Origin of the sequence: Gramella sp. Hel_I_59, from assembly GCF_006714895.1 — a bacterium.
Lineage (GTDB): Bacteria > Bacteroidota > Bacteroidia > Flavobacteriales > Flavobacteriaceae > Christiangramia.
On sequence record NZ_VFME01000001.1, the window covers coordinates 1,409,808 to 1,432,424 of the forward strand.

Below are 22,617 nucleotides of genomic sequence, written 5' to 3' on the forward strand. Positions count from 1 at the left end.
TATACATTAACTAATTAACCTACTTATGAAAAACCTAAAATTTATTTTAGCTGTTCCGTTATTGGCATTTGTCGCCTGTAACGAAGAGAATTATGATGATTCTAATACTGGAATGAGCGAAACCAGTTCCTTCCAGAACGATGAGTTTACAGAAATTGCATTTCCGAACGAATCTGGAACTGTTTCTGATATTTATTTTGCGGGAAGAAAACTTCCAGTAGAAGAATTAAATGGCAAGTATGTATACCAGGGAGATATTTTTCTTTCAGAAGATAATATTTCTAAAACTCCATTAGATCTGGTTTTAAATGCTGATGAAGATGTACTAGTCACTGATAAAAGTGTTGGACGTACAAAATTCTTCTGGCCTGAGAATGTAGTCTATTATAACATAGATCCTGCATTACCTAACCAACAGAGAGTTTCAGACGCAATTGCGCACTGGGAAAGCAATACTGCTGTAAAATTCGTGCAACGATCTTCAGAAGCTAACTATGTTTATTTCACGCCCGGAGGAGGATGTTCTTCTTACGTGGGTATGGTAGGAGGTAGACAACCAATTACTCTTGCAGATGGTTGTTCAACTGGAAACACAATACATGAGATTGGTCATGCCGTTGGATTATGGCATGAACAGAGTAGAGCTGACAGGGATCAAACCATTACGGTAAATTTTAATAATATCCTTTCAGGAAGAGAACATAATTTTTATACGTACGTAGAGGCCGGTTATGATGGCGCAGATTATACTGCTGGTCTGGATCTTGGATCAATTATGATGTATAGTCCTTATTCATTTTCTGCCAATGGACAGCCTACGATCACACGAAAAGATGGATCCCTATATTCTGTTCAACGTTCTGTACTTTCCAGTGGTGATCAGGAAGGTATTGAAGTGATGTATCCAGGAGAAGAGGAGCCGGCACCTACAGAGCCAGAACCAACCGAACCTGAACCAACGAATCCAGAGCCAGAATATATTAATGGGGAATGGTACGTTATTGAAGGTGTTATGGTTTTAAGAAACAATGATACATGGTATGTTGAAAAAGGTAAAAACCTAAGGGAAGTTGAGCTAATTAACGGAAGATGGAGATTCGTTAAATAAACAGACGATACTTATTAAAAGAAAAGCCCGATATGATGTCGGGCTATTTATTTTTCAGAACTTATTTCTTCCAGTTTTTGATCTGAAAAGCGCTGTACATCCTTGAAAAATTGCCTAAACTCATTTTCAAATTCATCATAATGTAATTTTAGTTCATCTGTAGCCTGATCCATACCAGATTTTAGCTTCGTTCTTTTATTCATACCATTCAAAACACTTTGAATTCCATCTATAGAGGCATAACTCAAAAGCCAGTTTTGTTCAATCATATATGGGAGAAAATTCTTGACATTTGGAGGTAGAACCTCGTAGTTAAGCTTCAGTAGCTCATAGAACTGTATGGTATATTCCTCCAATGGTATATCACAATAGTCTTTCCAGTTAGCTGCCAGGAAATGATCATAAAAAATGTCTACTATGATACCGCTATAATGCCGGTATCTTTCAGACAAACGATGACTACTTTCTTTAAAAACCGGATGAGTATCGGTATAAAAGTCGATTGCACGATGAAGAATTATACCTTTCTGAATTTGAGAGCCATATTTGCGATATTTTTTCCCTTTGATGGAATCTGCCATAAAATTGCCGATTTTAACGAGGTCCTCATCACCAGATAGATAAATATGTGCCAGAAAGTTCATGCGGGAATATATGAATTAAACAGGGCCAGGGTTAATATTTGTTAAGTTTTGGAAAGTACGGGGTGACACAATTATATTTGTTAAAATTTCTTACAGGTCTTATCAAGATCTATAAATAACTAATAATGACATTAATAAAATCAATTTCGGGGATAAGAGGAACTATTGGCGGGAAAACCGGTAATAATTTAACTCCCTTAGATACAGTGAAATTTGCCGCAGCTTATGGCACGTGGTTAAAAAATAACTCTACTAACAAGAATCTAAAGGTTGCGGTAGGAAGAGATGCCAGAATATCTGGAAAAATGATCCAGGAACTAACGATGAATACCCTAACTGGTCTGGGAATCGATGTGATCGATCTAGGCTTGTCTACGACTCCAACGGTAGAGGTCGCGGTTCCCTTGGAAAATGCTGATGGTGGAATCATACTTACTGCCAGCCATAATCCTAAACAATGGAACGCTTTAAAACTATTGAATAGTAAAGGAGAATTTCTTGACGGAGAAGCCGGAGCCCTGATTCTTGAAATAGCAGAAAGTGAAAATTTTGATTTTGCTGAAGTGGATGATCTGGGGAAAATCACCGTGATCGATGATTATATCGACAGACATATTGAAGAGGTCCTGAAGCTTAAACTTGTTGATGCTGATAAAGTTTCTTCCGCGAAATTTAAAGTAGCTGTGGATGCAGTAAATTCCACTGGAGGAATTGCTATTCCAGCACTGCTGAAGAGAATGGGTGTAGAGGTGATTGAATTATACTGTGAACCAAACGGACATTTCCCTCATAATCCAGAACCTTTAAAAGAGCATTTAACCGATATCTGTGACTTAATGAAAAAGGAGAAGGCAGATCTTGGGATCGTAGTAGATCCAGATGTAGATCGTCTTGCTTTTATAGACGAAAACGGTGAAATGTTTGGTGAGGAATATACATTGGTCGCTTGTGCAGATTATGTATTATCTAAAACTCCCGGGAACACTGTTAGTAACCTTAGCTCGTCCAGAGCATTAAGAGATATTACAGAAAAACATAATGGAGAGTATAATGCTAGTGCCGTAGGTGAAGTCAACGTGGTTCAGCTTATGAAGGATTCAAATGCGATCATTGGTGGTGAAGGTAATGGTGGTATCATTTATCCGGAAGCACATTATGGTAGAGATAGCCTCGTGGGTACGGCCTTGTTTCTTACATATCTGGCAGAAAAGAAAGAGTCGGTTTCTTCAATAAGAGCAAGTTATCCTTCTTATTATATGAGTAAGAATAAAATTCAGCTGACTCCAGATCTGGATGTTGATGGTGTTTTGAAGGCGGTTGAAAAAAGACACGCTTCAGAAGAAATTTCTACAGTAGACGGAGTAAAGATCGATTTTCCAGAAAATTGGGTTCACTTAAGAAAATCCAATACAGAGCCAATCATCAGGATCTATACTGAAGCAAAATCTCAACAGGAAGCAGATGAGCTGGCACAGAAAATGATATCTGAAATTGAGCAGATCATAGCCTAACTTACTCTGGTAGCTCCTTCTGGAACAGGTTCATTTCTATGTTTCCAGCGTTTATGCGTCCAGAGATAGTACTCCGGTTTCTCACGAATTTGCTTTTCGAGAAGTTCAAAAAACTTTTGAGTAATAAAATGCTCCGGTTCTTCCGGGGCATTTTCAGTTATAGGAACCAGCGTAGCTTCATAAAATCCTCTGCCGGTTTTTTCCACATGTAGGTAGATTACATTAAGATCCAGACCACGAGCCAGTTTTTCAGAACCTTCAAAAACAGGAACAGAAATACCCATAAATTTCATCCATAGATTGGAACGCTGAAGTCTTGGCGATTGGTCGGCGATCATAGCGTAATTACCCCGTAATCCTTCCCGCTCATTTTGAATAATTCTCTTGGTCGCTTTGTGAGTGTTTACAAGCTCTCCACCAAGCTTACTACGTATCTTGCGAACCATATCATCAAAATACCTGTTCCTTATCTTCTTGTAGATTCCGAAGGATTTATATTTGAGTCCGTAGAGTTGTAGCGCGATAATCCATTCATAACTAGCATAATGTGCGCACATCAGGACGATACTCTTGTTTCTGCTTTCAATATCTCTTAAAACTTCAAGATTAGTGAATTTGAAGCGCTTTTGAATTTCCTCGTTACTAATAGAGATGCTTTTGATCATTTCCAGAAACATGTCACACATATGCTTGTAGAAAACTTTTTCTATACGTATCAATTCTTCGGAAGGCTTATCAGGAAACACCATTCTTAGATTCTTTTGAACAGTACTTCGGCGATAGCCAATGACTCTAAAAACCAGGAAATATATAAAGTCTGAGAATATGTAGAAAATACGAAACGGAAGAATGGATATAAGCCAGAGTAGGGGGTAAACAAGCCAGAAAACTAATCCTTGCATAAAAAAACTTTCCGCAAATATATGGTATATTTGAAATTAAACTTTAGTAAAAATGGGAGAATTGAGCCTGGTCACGCTGGTGATCATAGCGGCAAATGCATTAATTTCTTTTAAAGGTTTTAGCGATGAGACCTTCTTCAACAAGTACAAGTTCAGTACTTCAGATATTCAAAGAGGTTCTAAATTTCAAATATTCACATCGGGATTCCTCCATGTAGATACAAGCCACCTTTTTGTAAATATGCTAACGCTCTATTTCTTTGCAAATGTGGTTATCTGGCAGTTAGGCTCTGTAGCTTTTCTTATTATCTATCTTGGGAGTCTGTTACTGGGGAATTTATTGTCTTACTATTTCCATAAAAATGATCCGTATTATACGGCCGTAGGTGCCAGTGGTGCGGTCATGGGAATTTTATATTCTGCCATACTATTACAACCAGATATGACGCTTGGTTTGTTCTTTATCATACCTGTTCCCGCTTACATCTTCGGAATAGGTTATTTACTTTATACTATTTATGGAATGAAGCGCAGAACAGATAATATTGGTCATGATGCGCACTTTGGCGGTGCTACCGGTGGATATATTCTAACGATGATTCTGGCACCCTGGGTGTTGGAAAGTCACTTGCTAATGGTTATTTTACTAGCTGTGCCTATCGTAATATTGTTCTTTCTTCAAAGAACCGGGTATCTATCTAAGTAAGTAGAATTAATTCAGTAGTTCACCAATCTTTTCAGCTAAGGCATCACCACGAAGATTCTTCGCTACAATGATTCCGTCTTTATCAAGAATATAAGTCGCCGGGATTGCTGTGATTCCGTATAACCTTGCTACAGGATCCTGCCAGAACTGAAGATTAGAAACATGATCCCATTGTTCAAGTTTATCATCTTTAATAGCCTGTACCCATCGGTCTTTCTGTCCTGGTCGGTCAAGACTTACACTAATAATATTTAAGCCCTGATCTTTGTACTTGTTATAAGTATTAACCAGGTTTGGATTTTCTATTCTACAAGGCTTACACCATGCCGCCCAGAAATCTACTACGGTAACCTGGCCCATGCGATCAGAAAGTGCGAGCATTTCACCATCTGGTGTAGGAGCTTCAAAATCTGGTGCCTTAGATCCTGTTTCAGCGTTTTTCATCTTCTCTAATTCACTCTTCAGATCTTTTGCCATATCAGTTTGCTTGATACGATCTGAAACTTCACTAAACATATCGCGAACTTCCTTGGAGCTATGGCTTTTTGAACTCAACATATCTGCAAGCAAAGTAACGGCGAGGAAAGTATCTGTATTCCGACTGAAGATTTCTTCTTTAGCTTTACGATCATTGTCTTTAAGCTCGGTTTCGGTTGCCTGAATACTCTTCAGTTTTGCAGTATCCTTCTGTATCATTGCAGTTCTCGCTTCCTTCTGCATTTTCCCGATCTTCCGGTTCATTTCTTTCATATGATCCAGATACTCGTAAAGAGCTTCGTTTTCCTGTCCGCCACTAACACGTGAACTACGAATACTGTCTTTATTGATGTTGAATTTCAGTTTTTCGTTTTCAGCAATAAATACAAGATTTCCATTCACTCCTTCGATACGCAAAAAACTTAGAGCAGGAAGATCCATTTCTTTCATATCCAATTCGAATTTCTCATCCTGAACGATGGCTGTATCTACTGCTTTTGGTGAACGAGTCTTTCCATCCAGTTCTGATATATAGATTTTAGTCCCATTTTCAACACCCTTCACATCACCACTTAAATAATAACCTTTATCTTCTCCACATCCGGTTAATAAGAAAAGGACTGAGCTAAATAAGAATAAGAATTTCTTCATTTTTTATGTCTATTTCTGCAAAAATAATGAACTCATGCTTCATTCTGATGGCGTTCTTATAAATAAATGTTAATTTCAGGCCGTTGCTCTGTCCTGGCTACTTTTCCATTTAATTTTACCTTAAATTATCAAGTTATGTTGCAGCAATTAAAAGATTTTCCATTCGATATACAGATCAGTTTTCATAAGGTGATCGAAGAGTATCAAAAGGAGCTTGATGAGATAGAAAGTGAGATTTCCAGGGAATACATGCAGAAAATGCTTGATCATGTTAGTCAATTTCCGGAATTATCTGAAGGATTTTCAGACCCAAAACTTTTAAAGAAATATCACGCTCCCATTAATATCTTGCTGGATGATCTGTTTCCGAACATTTTATCTAATAACGAGATCAAAGCTGCAGCAGTTCCATTCCATAATATTCTCTTCAATGTTTCCAAACGACTAAAAGCTATTCTGAATAATGCCGGAAAAGATTTTAAGTTGAAGTTCAGGCATATGGATGATGAGCTAATTTATATCTTTTCGAGTATACAGATTTTAAAATCCTATGGGTACAAAATAGATATCTCGAGACCTCTGTACTATGATATTCCAGATGAAGATGGAATAAAACGTCATTACAGAATATCCATGAATGCTGATTTTGTCGATATCATTCGTAAAGATGATGCACCGGAAGTTACACAGAAAGATGTGGATATTCTATTGCAAAATGTAGATGATATCGAACTCTGGAAGGAAAAGATTCCTCCGCACAGTTATATTTTCAAAGGTTTTACCATCGTTAATTTAACCGATGTTACTATAGATGATGCTATTTCAGAATTAAAAACTACCCTGCTTTTCGAAGAAGTGAATGAAGAGGAAGAGTTGGCCAAACTTCAGGAGATTTTCCGTTCAATATATAACATTTCAGACCTTCGGGTTGGTTTCACCGTATTCAATAAAAAGGATATGGTTTTTGAAAGAATGGATAATAAAGAGGCTCAAAGTTTTATCCTTGACGAAGTTCTGATGAATGATTGTGAGTCGGGAATCTGTGAAAAAGGCTTCAAAACCCTGATAGATGACAATGCCTATTTCACTATTTCCAATGTAGAGTCTTATGCGCGTAAATATGACAATTTACTATCTAAGAATCTTATTAAGAACGATGTAAAAAGCTGTCTCTTAGCTCCGGTTGCGAAGAATGGTAAGCTTCTGGGAATTTTGGAATTGGCCTCCAGTAGAAAGAATGAGCTAAATAGTATTAATGCTATAAAGCTAGACGATATTCTGCCTTATATCGTGACTACGGTGGAGAGAAACCGGAACGATTTTGAAAACAGAATAAAGGCGGTAATCCAGAGTGAGTGTACCTCTATTCATCCAAGTGTTCTTTGGGTATTTGAGAGAGAAGCCAAGAAGTTTATCAAGGATCTGGATAAGGATGGACTTGCTTCTTTTAAGGATATAACTTTTAAGGACGTTTTTCCATTATATGGCCAGATTGACATCGTTGCATCTTCTGAAGCCAGGAACAACGCAATCAAAAGTGATCTTATGGATCAGCTGGAGATTATCATGAACATCATTGACAAGGCATACAAAATTGAAGAACTTCCAATTTATGATCAGGTAAAGTATCGGGTTTCAGATTTTAAAGAAGAACTACAGGATAGACTGAATGCCAGTAGTGAACAGAAAGTTTTTAATTTACTGAAGAAGGAAGTGAACCCTTTAATGAGCCATTTGAAAAAACAGTCGGAGGAAATAAGGGAGCTTGTTGAGGAATATACGGGCATGCTCAATCCTGAAACCGGATTGGTTTATAATCACCGTAAGAAGTATGACGAGACAGTACAGCAAATAAATCGTACCATGTCCCGCTATATTGATAAAAGGCAGGTGCAGGCTCAGAATATCTATCCGCATTACTTTGAGAGGTATAAAACTGATGGAGTAGACCATAATATGTATATAGGCGCTTCCATGGCCAACAAGCGACCTTTTAACAAGGTCTATTTGTTTAATCTGAGATTGTGGCAGTTGAGCACTATGTGCGAAATGGAGAACAGGTTCTATCAATTACAGGAAAGAACTCCCGTAATGCTTGAAGCGGCTTCTTTAATTCTAGTTTTTAATAGTACAATGTCTATAAGATACAGAATGGATGAGAAAAAGTTCGATGTAGATGGAACTTATAATGCTCGTTATGAGATTATTAAAAAACGTATTGACAAGGCATTTGTAAAAGGTACCGAGGAGCGTGTAACTCAAAAAGGCAAACTTACAATTGTCTACTCCCAGGCAAGCGATGAACGAGAGTATTTACAGTATATCAAATACCTTCAGGCAAAGAATTACTTCGGTGATAATGTTGAATTGTTGGAACTGGAAGATGTACAGGGAGTGGTAGGGCTTAAAGCAATAAGGGTGAACATATTATATTCACCCGATTCCAATCATCCAGAAAGAACGATCAATTATGAAGATCTAATGGAGGAACTACATTAAGTAAAAAGCCAGAATAAAGGCGATTACCGAAATAATAATTCCTAACATAAATACCGTATAGGTCATTCTTAGTAGGAAATACTTTCGATGTAGTACCTTACCTAAAAGGTGAAGATCCAGCATCAACATTTCGTATACATAATCTTTATCCTTGATCAACTGGTTCATACCCCATTTGAATTGATCAAAAGGCATCTTATGGTAATTTCCGAAGAATAAAAGATTCACATTCCTGTTCTTAACCTGTTCTTTAGTGAACTCTCCGGTTGTAACGTTGGGTCTGGTAGACAGGATCGAAAGAATAATTGACGCCACACTGAAAAGTACTAGTACCAAACTTGGTATTAGCAAATGTTTGTTAGATTCTGCTTCCAGTTTAGGGATCAGGTTGGCAAGTGCCAGTGAAATGATGATCGCATTTACCGAAAGTAAAATGTTGGCCTTAGTATCGGCAATGTCACTCAGTTTTATATGATTTCGAAGAGTAACCCTGAACAGCGTCTGAATACTTCTCTCTGGATTCTCATTCTTATACTTAGCCTTCATTCTGGCTTTATGCTCTTCTTTCTTTAATTTCTTTTCCTGCTTATTCTTATCTTCTATAAGCTCAAGCAAATTTTCTTCCTTTTTTGGGTTCCATTCCTGCAGGGCATAATCTGTATAATAGGTATGCTTTTCAGTAAAAACATGGATGTTCTCTTCAAGCCATTCCGCATTAGTGAAGTTCTTGATATTATGCATTTCCAGTTCCTGTCTCAGGAATTCACTGGTTTCTTCAAAGTATTCCTTACCAAAGTGAGAGCTATCGGCATCACGTATTATTTTCTCACCGGGTGTTTTTGGAATATTGCTGAAATTGGTTACAAGGATATATTGCTTTACCAAATCTATAAGATCCTGAGTAGCGTTTTCCTTCAGAAGAAATTCTTCCGCGATCTCTGCACTCTTATCTTCATGCCCTCTGTAAGTATGAATATAACCGGTGTCATGAAGCCATGCAGCCAGGAGTAGTGCCTCCTTGTCTTTAACATTAATTTCAGAATTCTCGATTAATTCTTTAGTACTTTTAACCACACGCTGAGTATGCTGGTAGTTATGATAAATAAAGGTGTTAGGTAACTTTTCTTTAAATAAATCTTCAACAAATTTTTCAGCTTTCTCAACGAGATTATTCATACATGAATTTTTGATTCCAAGGACCAAATTACAAAAAATAATGACCACAGTTTTCTATGAAAAAAGTTAAACTTTTAGCCGGTATACTTACAATATTAATGGTCATTTCCTGTGCCAGTCTTGAGCCAAAATACAGGGATGGAGAATCAACTTCAGATTTTGGTTACCCTTCTAATAGAGAGATTGAAAAATCATTTTACCTGCTGGGTGATGGTGGTTATTCTCCACCGGGTGGTTCTTCACTAGGTCTGTTAGCCTTCAAATCTTACCTTGATTCAGTAAAGAAAACGGAGAATATTTCAATTTTCTTAGGTGATAATATTTATCCTGACGGTATGCCTGCTGAAGGTTCTTCGGGAAGAGAAGAGGCTGAATATCGATTAGATGCACAGCTGGATGCGATCGAAAACTACGAGGGAAAAGTAGTTTTTATACCTGGAAATCATGACTGGTACAATGAAAAGTTAGAAGGTCTTGATAGACAGAAAGATTATTTGAAAGAGAGATTTGAAGATATTCTAGTATGGAGTCCGGAAATTGGCTGCGGAATGGAGTCTATTGAAGTTTCTGATAATATCCAGATGATTGTTATAGATTCCCAATGGTATTTAGAAGATTGGAATGACAATCCCAAGATCAACGATAATTGTGAACAGATCAAAACACGGGAAGCAATGTTCCTGGAAGTAGAATCTGAGATCAAAAAAAATCAGAATAAAACCATTCTAATTGCACTTCACCACCCAATCTATACGAATGGTGTACATGGTGGGCAATATACTTTCGACAGGCATATATATCCTTCACAAAAGAAAATCCCTCTTCCAATTTTAGGGTCTTTAGCTACATTGATCAGAACAACTGGTGGTGTGTCTATACAGGATGCTCAGAACAATCGATATAAATCTCTGGCAACACGCTTGAGTACCATTGCACAAGGTTCTTCGCGAGTGATCTTTGCTTCGGGACACGAACATTCCCTGCAGTATATTGAGCATGATAGTGTGAAGCAAATCGTTTCGGGTTCCGGTTCCAAAGCTTCTTATGCGACATTGAGTAATGACGGATTATTTGCATATCCGGGTCAGGGATTTGCGGTACTAGATGTTTTTAAGGATGGATCTTCCTGGGTAAGTTTCTACGGAAATCAGGAAAACAAACCTAAATTACTGTATCAAACTGAAGTTCTGGAAACTCCTGTACCATTCGAACTCCAGGATTATCCAGATGAATTTCCGGAAACTTATACGACTTCAATTTACACGGAAGAGGACACAGAGAAAAGTCCGGTTCATGAGACTGTATGGGGTGAACGATATCGGGAACTTTATGGTACTGAGATCACAATGAGAACTGCAGATCTGGATACACTTTATGGTGGGTTAGAAGTTGTTCGCGAAGGTGGAGGGCATCAAACCGTATCACTTAGAGTAAAAGATAAACAGGGACGAGAATATAATATTAGAAGAGTTCGAAAGGATGCACTTAGATTTCTGCAGAGTGTAGCTTTTAAAAATCAGCCAGTTGAAAATAAATTAGAAAATACGGTCGCAGAAAACTTGCTTACAGACTTTTATACCGCTGCACATCCGTTCGGATTTATGGCAATTCCAGAGCTTAGTGATGCTGCTGGCGTGTATCATACCAATCCTGAAATATTTTACCTGCCTAAGCAAGAAGCACTAGGAAAATACAATTCTGTGCATGGTGATGATATTTATATGATCGTTGAAAGACCTGAAGAAGGTTGGACAGGCTACGAATCCTTTGGGACTCCAGATCATGATATCGTAAGTACATCAGACATGCTGGAAAGACTGCGAAGAGATGAGAAATACTTGCTGGATGAGTCAGTATATGTTCGCTCGCGTCTGTTCGATATGCTTATTGGAGATTGGGACAGGCATCAGGATCAGTGGAGATGGGCCGAAATTGAAGAAGGGGATAAGCACGTATTCAAAGCTATTCCGAGGGATCGAGACCAGGTGTTCAGCAATTTTGATGGAGCGTTTTTTGGGACATTAAGAGCGATCACAGGATTTGCCAATCAATTCGCTGTGTATGGAGATGATATTAAAGACGTTGAATGGTTTAATATCGCTGCAATGGGACTGGATAGATCACTACTTCAGAATACCGGAAAAAATACCTGGATAGAGCAGGCTGAGTACATTAAAGAAAATGTAACCGATGAAGCTATTCAGAAGGCATTTGCTAATTTGCCCGAGGAAACTACAGGAGAGGCTACTCAGGAACTTATAAAAAACGTCCAGGGGAGAAGAGATAATTTGGTTGATATCGCAAATAGATATTACGAAAAATTAGCAGATCTCGCGATCGTAACCGGGACAGATAAGGACGATTTTATTGATATTGAAAGGTTGACTGATGGAAACACCCGGGTGACTATTACACGCAATAAGGAAGGAGAAAGAGCCGAAATATTAAGCGATAAAGTCTATAAAAAAGACGAAACAAATGAGATATGGGTTTATGGACTTGATGATGACGATAAAATTTTTGTAAAAGGCGAGGGGAAGGCAGCAATATTTGTACGACTGATTGGAGGTCAGAACAATGATGAATACACAATTACAAATGGTTCAAAATTAAAGCTTTATGATCATCAATCACTACCGAATACTATTAATGAATTAGACAACGCTAAACTTCGGCTTACAGACAATTACGAGATCAATACATACGATAAGGATAAAAAAACTTTTGCGTCGGGATCAATCTTGCCTGATTTTAGTTATAATCCAGATGATGCTTTTAATTTTCAGCTGGAATATGTGAAGGCCATCAATAGATTTAAGCGAAATCCTTTTACCTCTCAGCATACTGTTTCTGCGGAATACCATTCAGCAACAAATGGTTTTGAGTTAGGCTATGAGGCGGAGTTTGCTAATATTGTTGGAAAATACAACTTGCAATTAGGAGCTAATTTCCAAAGTCCGGATTATTCAGATAACTTCTTTGGCTTCGGAAATGAGACCAATAATCCTGAAGATCAACTAGGAATGGATTATAACCGGGTAGGGATTAATGAAATTTCAGCAAAAGCTGCATTAGTCAATAAGACTCCATTCGGTAGCTTTTTCGGATTCACAGCAACTTTTGAGTCTATTGAAGTAACCGAAAACGATAATAGTTATTTATCTGAAGTATTCACCAGTTCAGAAGAAGATATTTTTCAGAGAAAACATTTTGCGGGTCTGGATGCTATGTATCGATATGAAAGTTATGACGATGTTCTGGTTCCTACCAGAGGGATGCTGTTTGAGTTGAACCTGGGCGCAAAATTGAATACAGCAGATATTGATCGTCAATTTGGTTATTTCAAACCATATATGGGCTTTTATAACGCCTTAACCCGGGATAGAAAACTTGTTTTGAAGACTAGAGCAGAAGCACATATAAATATTGGAAATGAGTATGAGTTTTATCAATCGGCACAATTAGGAGCAAATAGCGGGCTAAGAGGTTATAGGTTTGAGAGGTATTCAGGAAAAAGTTCCTTTGGTACAGGTGCAGATCTAAGGTATTCGTTTGATACGGTATCTACGAACTTTCTACCTTTCCAGCTAGGGATCTACGGAGGATATGACCTTGGTAGGGTTTGGTTGAATGAAAAGTCTAGTAACCAATGGCATGATAGTTATGGTGGTGGACTTTGGATCAACAGTGCAGATGCTATACAAGCCAAGGCGAGCGTCTTCGCGGGAAGTGAAGGTCCAAGATTACAGTTTAGCCTAGGATTAAAGTTCTAAAGTTGAATCAAGAACAAAAAAAACCGGCTATTTAGCCGGTTTTTTTGTTTTGAAACATGTTATTCTTAGTCCTTATTGACTGAAAGTTTATTGGTAAAATCAATTGTTCTAATAGGGAATGGAATATTGATTCCTTTCGCATCGTACGCTTTCTTAATAGCGATGATCGCTGTATTCTGAGCTATAAGAATATCTCTATTCTTCGAAACATCTGTCCAGAATCTCAAGACGTAATTAATTGAACTATCTCCAAATTCCTGAAACATCAATTCAACTTCTTCATTGCCTCTCTGCGGAAAAATATCTTCAATAGTCTTAATAGTAAGCTCTCTAACCATTTCTAAGTCTGAAGAATATCCAACTCCACAATTAACGAATACTCTTGAACGAGCAGTACGTGTGAAATTTTTGAATGGTTCTTCAATAATCTTTCCGTTAGGAATAATAACATAATTATTATCGGATTGCTTAATCACTATATTTCTGAGATTGATCTCCATGACCGAACCTGCAAATCCGTTAGTTTCAACCCAATCACCAATTTGTAATTCTGGGAGAAAACTTAGGATTAAACCTGAAAAAGTATTGTTTAAGGTTCCTTGCAAAGCCAGACCAATAGCTAAACCAACAACTCCCGCTGCCCCAAGAACTGAAGTCAGGACTGTATCTAGATTTAATAATCCTAGTGCAATGAAAAAACCAATCAGGATAACAATTGCTTTGATCACTTTCGTGGCCATCTGGCGTATGGAATCTTGCTTGATACTTTTAGCGAAAATCTTATCAAAGATTTTACCGACATACTTCGCGATAAAAACAAAAACGATAAAGACAACCACTGCGAGAAGGAAGTTTGGAAGACCAAGAATTATGGTATCTAACCATCCCTCTAATTTATCCCATATACCTTTTATTGAATCCTGAAGATTAAATTCTTGCATATTTTAATTTAATTATTTTTTTACTGGTTTATGCTGATCTGAAGTTTTCATTTTCCATGCATCCAACATCCAGCTAGTTTTTTCCAACTCCCTAATATAAGCACCAATTAGGTCAATTGTACCTTCATCACCCGATTTATCTGCAATTTCTACGACCTTTCTCATTTGCTTAAGTAGTAGTCCGTGGTCTTCAAGTAAAATTTCGATCATTTTACTATCAGAAATATCACTAGGAGATTCCTTTAAATTAGAATCTTTTAGATACTCACTCATGTTGCTAGTAGGCTGGTATCTCAAAGTAAGAATACGCTCAGCTATCTCATCCACTTTCAGTTTGGCTTCATCGTAAAGCTCTTCGAATTTTTCATGCAGATCGAAAAAGTTTTTTCCAATTACATTCCAGTGAAAATTTCTAAGTTTTTGATAGTATATGTGATAGTCAGCTAACAAAATATTTAATTCAGAGACCGTTTTTGCAGTCTTTTCTTTATCTAATCCTAAATAGTTCATAGTTTTTGTTTATAGTTTTTTAAAATTCAATTCAAAAATATAATGATTGTACCAAATCCAAAATTTTAATCAATGGTTTAGTAGAACTTTAACCATTAATCTATAGGTCTGTGATCCTTCAGATCCAGTTTCTTCATCATTTCTTTGGATATCTGTCCGCTGGAGATACCATATCCGTCAGTAAGCACACCTTTCTGCCCACTAGTGGTGGTAATGGCGTACAGGATCGAATTATCGTCGGGATTACTCATTCCTTCGAAGCGCAGGACTTTATCAACTTCGAATTCTTCAACACCGAAGGTTGCATTTTCTGACTTCAATTCGATCTTTTCATCAAGAAGGTTGAAATCATGTTTGTATCCTTCTTCTAATTTCAATTTGTTTATAGCCTGGGATAATGTTCCGTAATCTTTCATGGTTGTTTAATTTTAGTAGATGTAAATTACGATGATAGCAGATTATGCACAAGTGGTTGGTCGTGTTTAGGATAAGTTTAACTGAGTGTTTATAAGGGTTTTCGGGAAGTTTACGAATAAAGTAATGATGTGTATCCTTCAGGTTTAGGAATGAAATATTTGTTTGTGATTAACGGTCTTAAAAATTAAGGTGTTTGTTAGACAGCGCAAAATTCGTTCGATTAGCCTGATAACTGCAAAACCATAAATTATTCTTTTCTTTGCAAATTGGCGTTTGAAGGCAGGCATTCCCGCAGTAATTATTGAATTAATTTATTACAACAGTTTATTATGAAGAGTAAAATAACCTTGAAAGAGCTTTCAAAATTACTCAATGTGAGTGTTTCTACGGTCTCGAAAGCACTTCATGATAGTCCGGAAATCAGTCCTAAAACAGCCGAGCGGGTTAAAGAGCTAGCAAAGCTTCACAATTACCGCCCAAATCCGGTAGCAGTCAATTTGAAAAAAAGTAAGACAGGAACAATTGGTGTTGTGATTCCAAATATTTCGAACAGCTTTTTTGCCAGGGTTCTATCTGGAATAGAAGCTCAGGCGCAGCAATACGATCAGCAGATCATTACCTATATTTCCAATGAGTCACTCGATCGCGAGAAGCAGATTTGTGATCTACTGACTTCCGGAATGGTCGACGGAGTTTTGATTGCAGTTTCAGAAGAAACTCAGAAAAAGGCAGATTACGATCACCTGTTCGCTCTATTAGATTATGATATTCCAGTGGTTGTCTACGATCGAATCAACCTGGATCTCCTTGCGGATAAAGTGGGCGTGGATGATGAAAAGAGTTTTTATGATGCTACGAAATTCTTTAGAGCAAAAGGTTTGGAGCGAATTGGGATTGCGTCAGCCATTCACCATGTTGGGATTGGAAAGCTTAGGATATCTGGTTATCAAAAGGCGATGGATAAGTTGCCAGTATTCACAGCACGGAGTAGCAGCGAGGGAACTTTGAAGTCCAAGATCGAAAAGCTGTTAGTGACAGAAAAAGTTGAGGCTTTACTCTGTACAGATTTTGAAAGCGCGATCATCACAACAAGAGTGGCTTATGAACAAAATATCAAAATACCGGAAGATTTAAAGATCATTGGCTATATAAATAAAGACATCGCAGAATATCTTACGCCATCACTTAGCTATATCGAGCAGCATCCATCGGAACTGGGAATTAAGGCTGTAGAGGTACTAAACCGAAGAATTTCTGGCGATATCGCTGCCGGTAAATTTGAAGAGAAAATAATCGCAACAACTATGGTTCATTTGGAATCGAGTAAATTTTAGAAAAATTTATTTAAATTTCCTTTAACATTACTTAAGATTGAAATTCTATCTTTGCAAATTGATAATTTAAAACTAATAATTTGATAACTGATTCTCAGAAAGATTTATTAAAATCATCAAAAGTACTAGTAACGGGTGGAGCCGGATTTATAGGTTCTAATCTTTGCGAAAAGCTTTTAGATTTTGGAGCTGAAGTAACCTGCCTTGATAATTTCGCTACCGGTCATAAACATAACATCAAACCGTTTTTAGAAAATTCCAAATTCAAATTTATTGAAGGGGATATTCGAAATCTGGAAACGTGTCTTCAGGCTACTAAAAATCAAGATTTTGTTCTGCATGAAGCAGCTTTGGGTTCAGTGCCAAGGTCTATCAATGATCCTATAACAAGTAATGACGTTAATGTGTCAGGTTTTTTAAATATGCTTGTCGCATCTCGTGATAATGGAATCAAACGATTTGTGTATGCGGCGAGTTCATCTACTTACGGTGATTCTGAAAACCTGCCAAAGGTAGAGGACGTTATTGGTAAACCTCTTTCACCATATGCTATCACTAAATATGTCAACGAACTTTATGCTGATATATTCAATAAGTCTTACGGCTTGAATACAATAGGGCTTCGTTATTTTAACGTATTCGGAAGACGCCAGGATCCAAATGGCGCATATGCTGCGGTCATTCCAAAATTTGTTATGCAATTGATGGAAAAGGAAAGTCCTGTTATTAACGGAGACGGAACTTATTCCAGAGATTTCACTTATATAGATAATGTTGTGCAGATGAACCTTCTTTGTCTGGTTACAGATAATGAAAAAGCCTTAAACGAGGTGTATAATACTGCAGTAGGTGATCGTACAAACTTAAAGGAATTGACGCAGCTCCTTAAGCAAAATCTAGCTGAATTCGACTCAGATATTGCTGAAGTTGAAATAAAACATGGGCCTAATAGACCTGGAGATATTCCACATTCACTAGCATCGGTAGAGAAGGCTAAAAAATTACTTAATTATAATCCCACACATAGAATAGAAGATGGTCTAAAAGAGGCTACTAATTGGTACTGGGATAATTTATAGACAGATGAAAGACACTAAAAAAATAGCAGTTATAGGTTTAGGCTATGTCGGATTGCCGCTGGCGAGACTTTTTTCAACGAAATTTCCTGTGGTTGGTTTTGATATCAACTCGGCGAGAGTAAAGGAATTAATGTCTGGTACAGATTCTACGCTCGAGGTTGAAGATAAAGTATTACAAGCTTCCCTTAAAAATGAAAATTCTGAAGCTAAAGGCTTGTATTGTTCAGCAAATCTTGATGAGATAAGAGATTGCAATTATTATATTATTACCGTTCCAACTCCTGTTGATAAAAATAATAGGCCAGATCTTACTCCTTTGTACAAGAGTAGTGAAACTGTGGCTAAAGTATTGTCAAAAGGAGATGTAGTGGTTTATGAATCTACGGTCTATCCTGGAGTTACGGAGGATGAGTGTGTTCCAGTGCTTGAAAAACATTCAGGTCTAAAGTTTAATCAAGATTTCTTTGTAGGATATTCTCCAGAAAGAATAAATCCAGGGGATAAAGAACATACTGTTGAAAAAATTCTTAAGGTAACCGCTGGCTCAACACCAGAAATAGGAGAGCAGGTAAATAATCTATACGCTGAAGTAATTACAGCAGGAACACATTTAGCGCCAACGATTAAAGTGGCTGAAGCGGCAAAAGTTATAGAGAACTCCCAGAGAGATATAAATATTGCATTCGTAAATGAGCTGGCTAAAATTTTTAACATGATGGGTATCGATACGCAGGATGTTCTTGAGGCTGCTGGTACGAAATGGAATTTTTTACCTTTTAAACCTGGATTAGTTGGAGGGCACTGTATAGGTGTAGATCCATATTACTTAGCACAAAAAGCACAGGAAATTGGTTATCACCCGGAAATCATACTCGCAGGGAGACGAATGAATGATAGTATGGGGCAGTATGTGGCTTCGGAACTCGTTAAACTAATGCTTAAGAATGATATAAAGGTAAAGGCTTCGAAGATCTTGGTTTTAGGAATTACTTTCAAAGAGAATTGTCCTGACGTTAGGAATACTAAGGTGGTAGATGTAATTAAAAGCCTGAAAGAATATGGCATGGAGATTACTATTTACGACCCTCTAGCGAGTCCTTCCGAAGTAAAGCATGAATACGGATTAGAAATCGTTAAAACATTGCCTAAATCTAAATTTGATGCCATTCTGCTTACTGTGGCACATAAAGAATTTTTAGAACTTAATTTTGAAGATCTTAAAGAACCTACCTCTGTGGTGTATGATGTAAAAGGAGTATTAGGTGACAAGTGTGACAAAAAATTATAATAAATGAAAGTCAAGAATATTTGTTGCATTGGTGCGGGATATGTTGGCGGGCCAACTATGGCGGTAATAGCTCAAAAATGTCCTGAAATCAATGTCACTGTAGTAGATATTAACGAAAAAAGGATAGCTGCATGGAATGATAAGGATGTAAATAATATCCCTATATACGAACCTGGCTTGTCTGAAGTTGTAGAGCAGGCTCGAGGAAGAAATCTTTTTTTTTCGACTGATGTAGATGCTGCGATAGATCAAGCTGATATGATCTTTATTTCTGTGAACACGCCTACCAAAACTTATGGTATTGGAAAAGGTATGGCAGCTGATCTGAAATTTATAGAGTTATGTGCCAGGCAAATTGCCAGAGTCTCAACAACCGATAAAATTGTAGTCGAAAAATCAACTCTTCCAGTTCGAACTGCGGAAGCACTAAGAAATATTCTAGATAACACTGGAAATGGTGTCAAATATCAAATCTTATCTAATCCTGAATTTTTAGCCGAAGGTACAGCAGTGGATGACTTAATGGATCCAGATAGAGTGCTCATTGGAGGAGATATTGATACGATTGAAGGAGCTGAAGCTGTGGAAGCTTTAGTCGATGTTTATGCGCATTGGATTGACCGTGAAAGGATTCTGACTACGAATGTCTGGTCGTCTGAATTATCAAAACTTACCGCTAACGCTTTTTTAGCTCAACGAGTTTCAAGTATAAATGCGCTTTCAGAGTTATGCGAAAAAACTGGTGCTGACGTGAATGAGGTCGCAAAGGCTGTTGGAATGGACTCGAGGATAGGTCCAAAATTTTTACAGTCGTCCGTTGGGTTCGGTGGTTCTTGCTTTCAGAAAGATATATTGAATCTGGTGTATATAGCTAAGTCTTACGGATTGAATGAAGTAGCAGATTACTGGGAACAGGTCATCATCATGAATGATCATCAGAAAAAAAGATTTGCAGCTAATATCGTGAAGACGCTGTTCAATACGGTTTCAGGTAAAAAGATTGGTATATTGGGGTGGGCTTTTAAGAAGGACACCAACGATACTAGAGAATCTGCTTCGATATATGTAGTAGACTATTTGCTTAATGAACGCGCAGAGGTTGTGGTTTATGATCCGCAAGTAAAAGCTGAACAAATTTATGCAGATCTTGATTATTTAAATTCAAGACCGGAAGATGAAAACAGAGCGCGCGTGACAATTGTTAATTCTCCTGAAGATGTCACTAAGCAGGCGCATGCATTAGCCGTACTTACTGAGTGGGATGAATTTAAAGATCTTGATTGGACAGCGATCTACAAGAATATGCTTAAACCAGCATTTTTATTTGATGGAAGAAGAATATTAGATCGTGTAGAAAAAGAGAATATCGGTTTCGATTACTATGCCATTGGGAGTTAATACTTAGTCCTAAATTGCCTAAATACCAGAATCATATAAGTTGAGAAAATTTCCCTAATTATATTTTAGGTGCTAACAATATAAATTTTAATGATATATTCTAATATGCAACACGTTCTTAATATATCTAAGCTATTATATCAATATATTGTATAAATAATTGACTTTATAGTGTTATGAAATTCTTGAGTTTAATCAAAGGTAGGATTCAAAAATCTGGTATTCTCTTATTAACATACTATACCATGATATCTTTTAAGAGAGCATTGACGTATAAAATTTATTATCTTTAAATTTTATGGAAAAGAACTATGAGATTGTTTCCTGGGATACAAACTTTTTCGGATTTAAGGTAGCTCGTTTGCAGGCAAATATAATTGAGAAGGACAATGGGTCTGAACAATTAAAAGATATGTACTCAAATGAGGTGAAATTAGCCTATTACGTAGGTAAATCGCCTTTAAATGAAAATATATTAAATAATGATTTTTTTAATATACATCTTGTAATAACCAGGGTTCCTATTGTGAAAGATCTATCGGCTATCGATTACAGCCATGATAAAATATTTTCATATCCTGTATCTTATCCGGATGAAGAACTTATTAAATTATCACAGTTAGCGGGAGCGCAGGGAAGGTTTGGAAAAGATCCTAATATTTCTGAACAAGAGTGCAACGACATCTTCAAAAATTGGATTATTAATTCAGTTAATAGAGAAATGGCCTCGGATGTGTTAGTTTACAAGGAGGACGGTAAAATAGTGGGTTTTTCCACTCTACAAGTAGGAAATGGAATTGGATATGCACCACTATTTGCGGTTGCTAGAGAATATGAAGGAAAAGGTATTTCTTTTGCATTAATGAAAGCTGCGGAGTCAGTTATGTTTGCAAAAGGAGTAACTAAAGTTTTAAGTGGTACCCAAAATCTAAATAAGAAAGCACTTGCTATTTATAAGAGATATGGATTCGAGATTAAGGAACCGGAATATGTTTATCATTTCTGGCGTAAATAATTAAGATTGCTTTCTATTTTTTGGAATGAGGTATGTGATAATACCTTTTAAGCTATTTACGATCGACAATGCTTTAAAGTATTAATAGAATTAAAAAAGGTGAATTAATAGAATGGATAAAAAAATTCTTGTAACAGGTGCAGCTGGTTTTATAGGTTTTCATCTCGTGAAGCAATTACTTGAAGAGGATTATCAAGTTGTAGGCATTGATAATCTAAATGATTATTATGACGTCAACCTGAAATTAGATAGATTAAAGGAACTTGGCATTTCAATCCAAAATGAATTGAAATACGATGAACGACTAGAAAGTACAAGTAATGAAAAATTTATTTTTATAAAGCAAAATCTTCAGGACCGAGAATCACTTCCAGCGCTCTTTAAGAAAGAAAATTTTGATATTGTTTGTAATTTAGCCGCTCAAGCTGGAGTACGTTATAGTCTTGAGAATCCAGATGCTTATATAGATAGCAATTTGACGGGCTTTGCAAATTTGCTAGAGTGTTGTCGCCACAATAAAGTTAGCAGGCTTATCTTTGCTAGTAGTTCCAGCGTCTACGGTAATAATGAAAAAATGCCTTTTTCGACCGAAGATAGAGTGGATACGCCAGTAAGCTTATATGCCGCGACTAAGAAGAGCAATGAGCTAATGGCTTATACTTATAGCCATCTATACAATATGGAAACTATAGGACTTCGATTTTTTACAGTTTATGGTCCTTGGGGAAGACCGGATATGGCTATGTTTCTATTTACAGATGCTATTAGCAACGATTTACCTATAAAGGTATTTAATCACGGGAATTTAGAACGTGATTTTACATATATCGATGATATCGTCAACGGAATTATGAAAATCACGAATAAAGAGCAATTAGACGGTGATAAGAAATATTCTCTTTATAATATAGGTAATAGTAAGCCAGTAAAACTTTTTGATTTTATTACTGAAATAGAGAAGAATCTGGGTAAAAATGCACAGAAGAAAATGTTGCCAATGCAACCAGGCGACGTAGAAAGGACTTGGGCAGATGTATCTCCACTTCAGCAAGATTTTGGTTATAATCCTAGCACTCCTGTGAAGGAGGGAGTAAGAAAATTTGTCAAATGGTATAATTCATACTATAAGACCTAAGCCTGAAAAACTTAATCATTAATGGCTCTTATCACATATGATTTGGTAAAAGT

At 37.0% G+C, this 22,617-nt stretch carries 18 protein-coding genes; 11 read left to right on the top strand and 7 right to left on the bottom strand.

Translation table 11 applies throughout. The features are described from left to right. Positions 1 to 25 precede the first annotated feature (25 nt). Positions 26 to 1,108, top strand: a complete 1,083-nt coding sequence (locus JM79_RS06440) for a M12 family metallopeptidase (RefSeq protein WP_141877358.1) — start codon at positions 26 to 28, stop codon at positions 1,106 to 1,108. Positions 1,109 to 1,155: 47 nt separating this feature from the next. On the opposite strand, the gene JM79_RS06445 is transcribed toward JM79_RS06440, so the two are convergent. After that, positions 1,156 to 1,689 (bottom strand): acyl carrier protein phosphodiesterase, encoded by a 534-nt coding sequence (locus JM79_RS06445; protein WP_347707203.1) that lies wholly within the window; start codon positions 1,687 to 1,689, stop codon positions 1,156 to 1,158. Between the two features lie 188 nt (positions 1,690 to 1,877). Between JM79_RS06445 and glmM the strand changes: the two genes are divergently transcribed. Next, positions 1,878 to 3,263 carry a phosphoglucosamine mutase gene (glmM, locus tag JM79_RS06450; protein ID WP_141877360.1) on the top strand — a complete coding sequence of 462 codons (1,386 nt, stop codon included), beginning with the start codon at positions 1,878 to 1,880 and terminating at the stop codon, positions 3,261 to 3,263. Here glmM and JM79_RS06455 read toward each other — a convergent pair. Continuing rightward, positions 3,260 to 4,165, bottom strand: coding sequence for a lysophospholipid acyltransferase family protein (locus JM79_RS06455; RefSeq protein WP_141877361.1), 906 nt, complete (start codon positions 4,163 to 4,165; stop codon positions 3,260 to 3,262). The genes glmM and JM79_RS06455 overlap by 4 nt on opposite strands. Positions 4,166 to 4,217: 52 nt before the next feature. Between JM79_RS06455 and JM79_RS06460 the strand changes: the two genes are divergently transcribed. Further along, the gene (locus JM79_RS06460; RefSeq protein ID WP_141877362.1) at positions 4,218 to 4,871 is read left to right on the top strand and encodes a rhomboid family intramembrane serine protease; all 654 of its coding nucleotides are present in this window, start codon (positions 4,218 to 4,220) and stop codon (positions 4,869 to 4,871) included. A gap of 6 nt (positions 4,872 to 4,877) precedes the next feature. On the opposite strand, the gene JM79_RS06465 is transcribed toward JM79_RS06460, so the two are convergent. Further along, positions 4,878 to 5,999 carry a TlpA disulfide reductase family protein gene (locus JM79_RS06465; protein ID WP_141877363.1) on the bottom strand — a complete coding sequence of 374 codons (1,122 nt, stop codon included), beginning with the start codon at positions 5,997 to 5,999 and terminating at the stop codon, positions 4,878 to 4,880. Positions 6,000 to 6,134: 135 nt separating this feature from the next. On the opposite strand from JM79_RS06465, the gene JM79_RS06470 reads away from it, so the two are divergent. Further along, positions 6,135 to 8,498, top strand: coding sequence for a GAF domain-containing protein (locus JM79_RS06470; RefSeq protein ID WP_141877364.1), 2,364 nt, complete (start codon positions 6,135 to 6,137; stop codon positions 8,496 to 8,498). Here the strand turns inward: JM79_RS06470 and JM79_RS06475 are convergent. Then, complete coding sequence (locus JM79_RS06475; RefSeq protein WP_141877365.1) at positions 8,490 to 9,674, bottom strand: Pycsar system effector family protein; 1,185 nt, start codon at positions 9,672 to 9,674, stop codon at positions 8,490 to 8,492. The two genes, JM79_RS06470 and JM79_RS06475, sit on opposite strands and share 9 nt — an antisense overlap. A 56-nt stretch (positions 9,675 to 9,730) precedes the next feature. Between JM79_RS06475 and JM79_RS06480 the strand changes: the two genes are divergently transcribed. Beyond that, entirely contained in the window at positions 9,731 to 13,447 is a 3,717-nt protein-coding gene (locus JM79_RS06480) for a metallophosphoesterase (protein WP_141877366.1), read from the top strand. A 65-nt stretch (positions 13,448 to 13,512) separates the two neighbouring features. On the opposite strand, the gene JM79_RS06485 is transcribed toward JM79_RS06480, so the two are convergent. From JM79_RS06485 to JM79_RS06495, 3 genes are all read right to left on the bottom strand, one after another. Further along, positions 13,513 to 14,388, bottom strand: coding sequence for a mechanosensitive ion channel family protein (locus tag JM79_RS06485; protein ID WP_141877367.1), 876 nt, complete (start codon positions 14,386 to 14,388; stop codon positions 13,513 to 13,515). Between the two features lie 12 nt (positions 14,389 to 14,400). After that, entirely contained in the window at positions 14,401 to 14,898 is a 498-nt protein-coding gene (locus JM79_RS06490) for a Dps family protein (protein WP_141877368.1), read from the bottom strand. Between the two features lie 95 nt (positions 14,899 to 14,993). Further along, positions 14,994 to 15,314 (bottom strand): phosphoribosylpyrophosphate synthetase, encoded by a 321-nt coding sequence (locus tag JM79_RS06495; RefSeq protein WP_141877369.1) that lies wholly within the window; start codon positions 15,312 to 15,314, stop codon positions 14,994 to 14,996. Between the two features lie 330 nt (positions 15,315 to 15,644). On the opposite strand from JM79_RS06495, the gene JM79_RS06500 reads away from it, so the two are divergent. From JM79_RS06500 to JM79_RS06525, 6 genes are all read left to right on the top strand, one after another. Beyond that, complete coding sequence (locus JM79_RS06500) at positions 15,645 to 16,649, top strand: LacI family DNA-binding transcriptional regulator (protein ID WP_141877370.1); 1,005 nt, start codon at positions 15,645 to 15,647, stop codon at positions 16,647 to 16,649. An 83-nt stretch (positions 16,650 to 16,732) separates the two neighbouring features. After that, on the top strand, positions 16,733 to 17,728 hold the full coding sequence (locus JM79_RS06505; RefSeq protein ID WP_141879191.1) for an SDR family oxidoreductase: 996 nt from the start codon (positions 16,733 to 16,735) through the stop codon (positions 17,726 to 17,728). Between the two features lie 4 nt (positions 17,729 to 17,732). After that, entirely contained in the window at positions 17,733 to 19,016 is a 1,284-nt protein-coding gene (locus tag JM79_RS06510) for a nucleotide sugar dehydrogenase (protein WP_141877371.1), read from the top strand. A 3-nt stretch (positions 19,017 to 19,019) separates the two neighbouring features. After that, the gene (locus tag JM79_RS06515) at positions 19,020 to 20,414 is read left to right on the top strand and encodes a nucleotide sugar dehydrogenase (protein WP_141877372.1); all 1,395 of its coding nucleotides are present in this window, start codon (positions 19,020 to 19,022) and stop codon (positions 20,412 to 20,414) included. Positions 20,415 to 20,712: 298 nt separating this feature from the next. Beyond that, the gene (locus JM79_RS06520) at positions 20,713 to 21,429 is read left to right on the top strand and encodes a GNAT family N-acetyltransferase (RefSeq protein ID WP_141877373.1); all 717 of its coding nucleotides are present in this window, start codon (positions 20,713 to 20,715) and stop codon (positions 21,427 to 21,429) included. A gap of 112 nt (positions 21,430 to 21,541) precedes the next feature. Beyond that, on the top strand, positions 21,542 to 22,564 hold the full coding sequence (locus JM79_RS06525; protein ID WP_141877374.1) for an NAD-dependent epimerase: 1,023 nt from the start codon (positions 21,542 to 21,544) through the stop codon (positions 22,562 to 22,564). Positions 22,565 to 22,617 lie beyond the last annotated feature (53 nt).

Excerpts from the sequence above, each read along its gene's own strand:
- JM79_RS06440 (WP_141877358.1), top strand. The coding sequence starts at position 26 with ATGAAAAACCTAAAATTTATTTTAGCTGTTCCGTTATTGGCATTTGTC.
- JM79_RS06445 (WP_347707203.1), bottom strand. The coding sequence starts at position 1,689 with ATGGCAGATTCCATCAAAGGGAAAAAATATCGCAAATATGGCTCTCAA.
- glmM (WP_141877360.1), top strand. The coding sequence starts at position 1,878 with ATGACATTAATAAAATCAATTTCGGGGATAAGAGGAACTATTGGCGGG.
- JM79_RS06455 (WP_141877361.1), bottom strand. The coding sequence starts at position 4,165 with ATGCAAGGATTAGTTTTCTGGCTTGTTTACCCCCTACTCTGGCTTATA.
- JM79_RS06460 (WP_141877362.1), top strand. The coding sequence starts at position 4,218 with ATGGGAGAATTGAGCCTGGTCACGCTGGTGATCATAGCGGCAAATGCA.
- JM79_RS06465 (WP_141877363.1), bottom strand. The coding sequence starts at position 5,999 with ATGAAGAAATTCTTATTCTTATTTAGCTCAGTCCTTTTCTTATTAACC.
- JM79_RS06470 (WP_141877364.1), top strand. The coding sequence starts at position 6,135 with ATGTTGCAGCAATTAAAAGATTTTCCATTCGATATACAGATCAGTTTT.
- JM79_RS06475 (WP_141877365.1), bottom strand. The coding sequence starts at position 9,674 with ATGAATAATCTCGTTGAGAAAGCTGAAAAATTTGTTGAAGATTTATTT.
- JM79_RS06480 (WP_141877366.1), top strand. The coding sequence starts at position 9,731 with ATGAAAAAAGTTAAACTTTTAGCCGGTATACTTACAATATTAATGGTC.
- JM79_RS06485 (WP_141877367.1), bottom strand. The coding sequence starts at position 14,388 with ATGCAAGAATTTAATCTTCAGGATTCAATAAAAGGTATATGGGATAAA.
- JM79_RS06490 (WP_141877368.1), bottom strand. The coding sequence starts at position 14,898 with ATGAACTATTTAGGATTAGATAAAGAAAAGACTGCAAAAACGGTCTCT.
- JM79_RS06495 (WP_141877369.1), bottom strand. The coding sequence starts at position 15,314 with ATGAAAGATTACGGAACATTATCCCAGGCTATAAACAAATTGAAATTA.
- JM79_RS06500 (WP_141877370.1), top strand. The coding sequence starts at position 15,645 with ATGAAGAGTAAAATAACCTTGAAAGAGCTTTCAAAATTACTCAATGTG.
- JM79_RS06510 (WP_141877371.1), top strand. The coding sequence starts at position 17,733 with ATGAAAGACACTAAAAAAATAGCAGTTATAGGTTTAGGCTATGTCGGA.
- JM79_RS06515 (WP_141877372.1), top strand. The coding sequence starts at position 19,020 with ATGAAAGTCAAGAATATTTGTTGCATTGGTGCGGGATATGTTGGCGGG.
- JM79_RS06520 (WP_141877373.1), top strand. The coding sequence starts at position 20,713 with ATGGAAAAGAACTATGAGATTGTTTCCTGGGATACAAACTTTTTCGGA.
- JM79_RS06525 (WP_141877374.1), top strand. The coding sequence starts at position 21,542 with ATGGATAAAAAAATTCTTGTAACAGGTGCAGCTGGTTTTATAGGTTTT.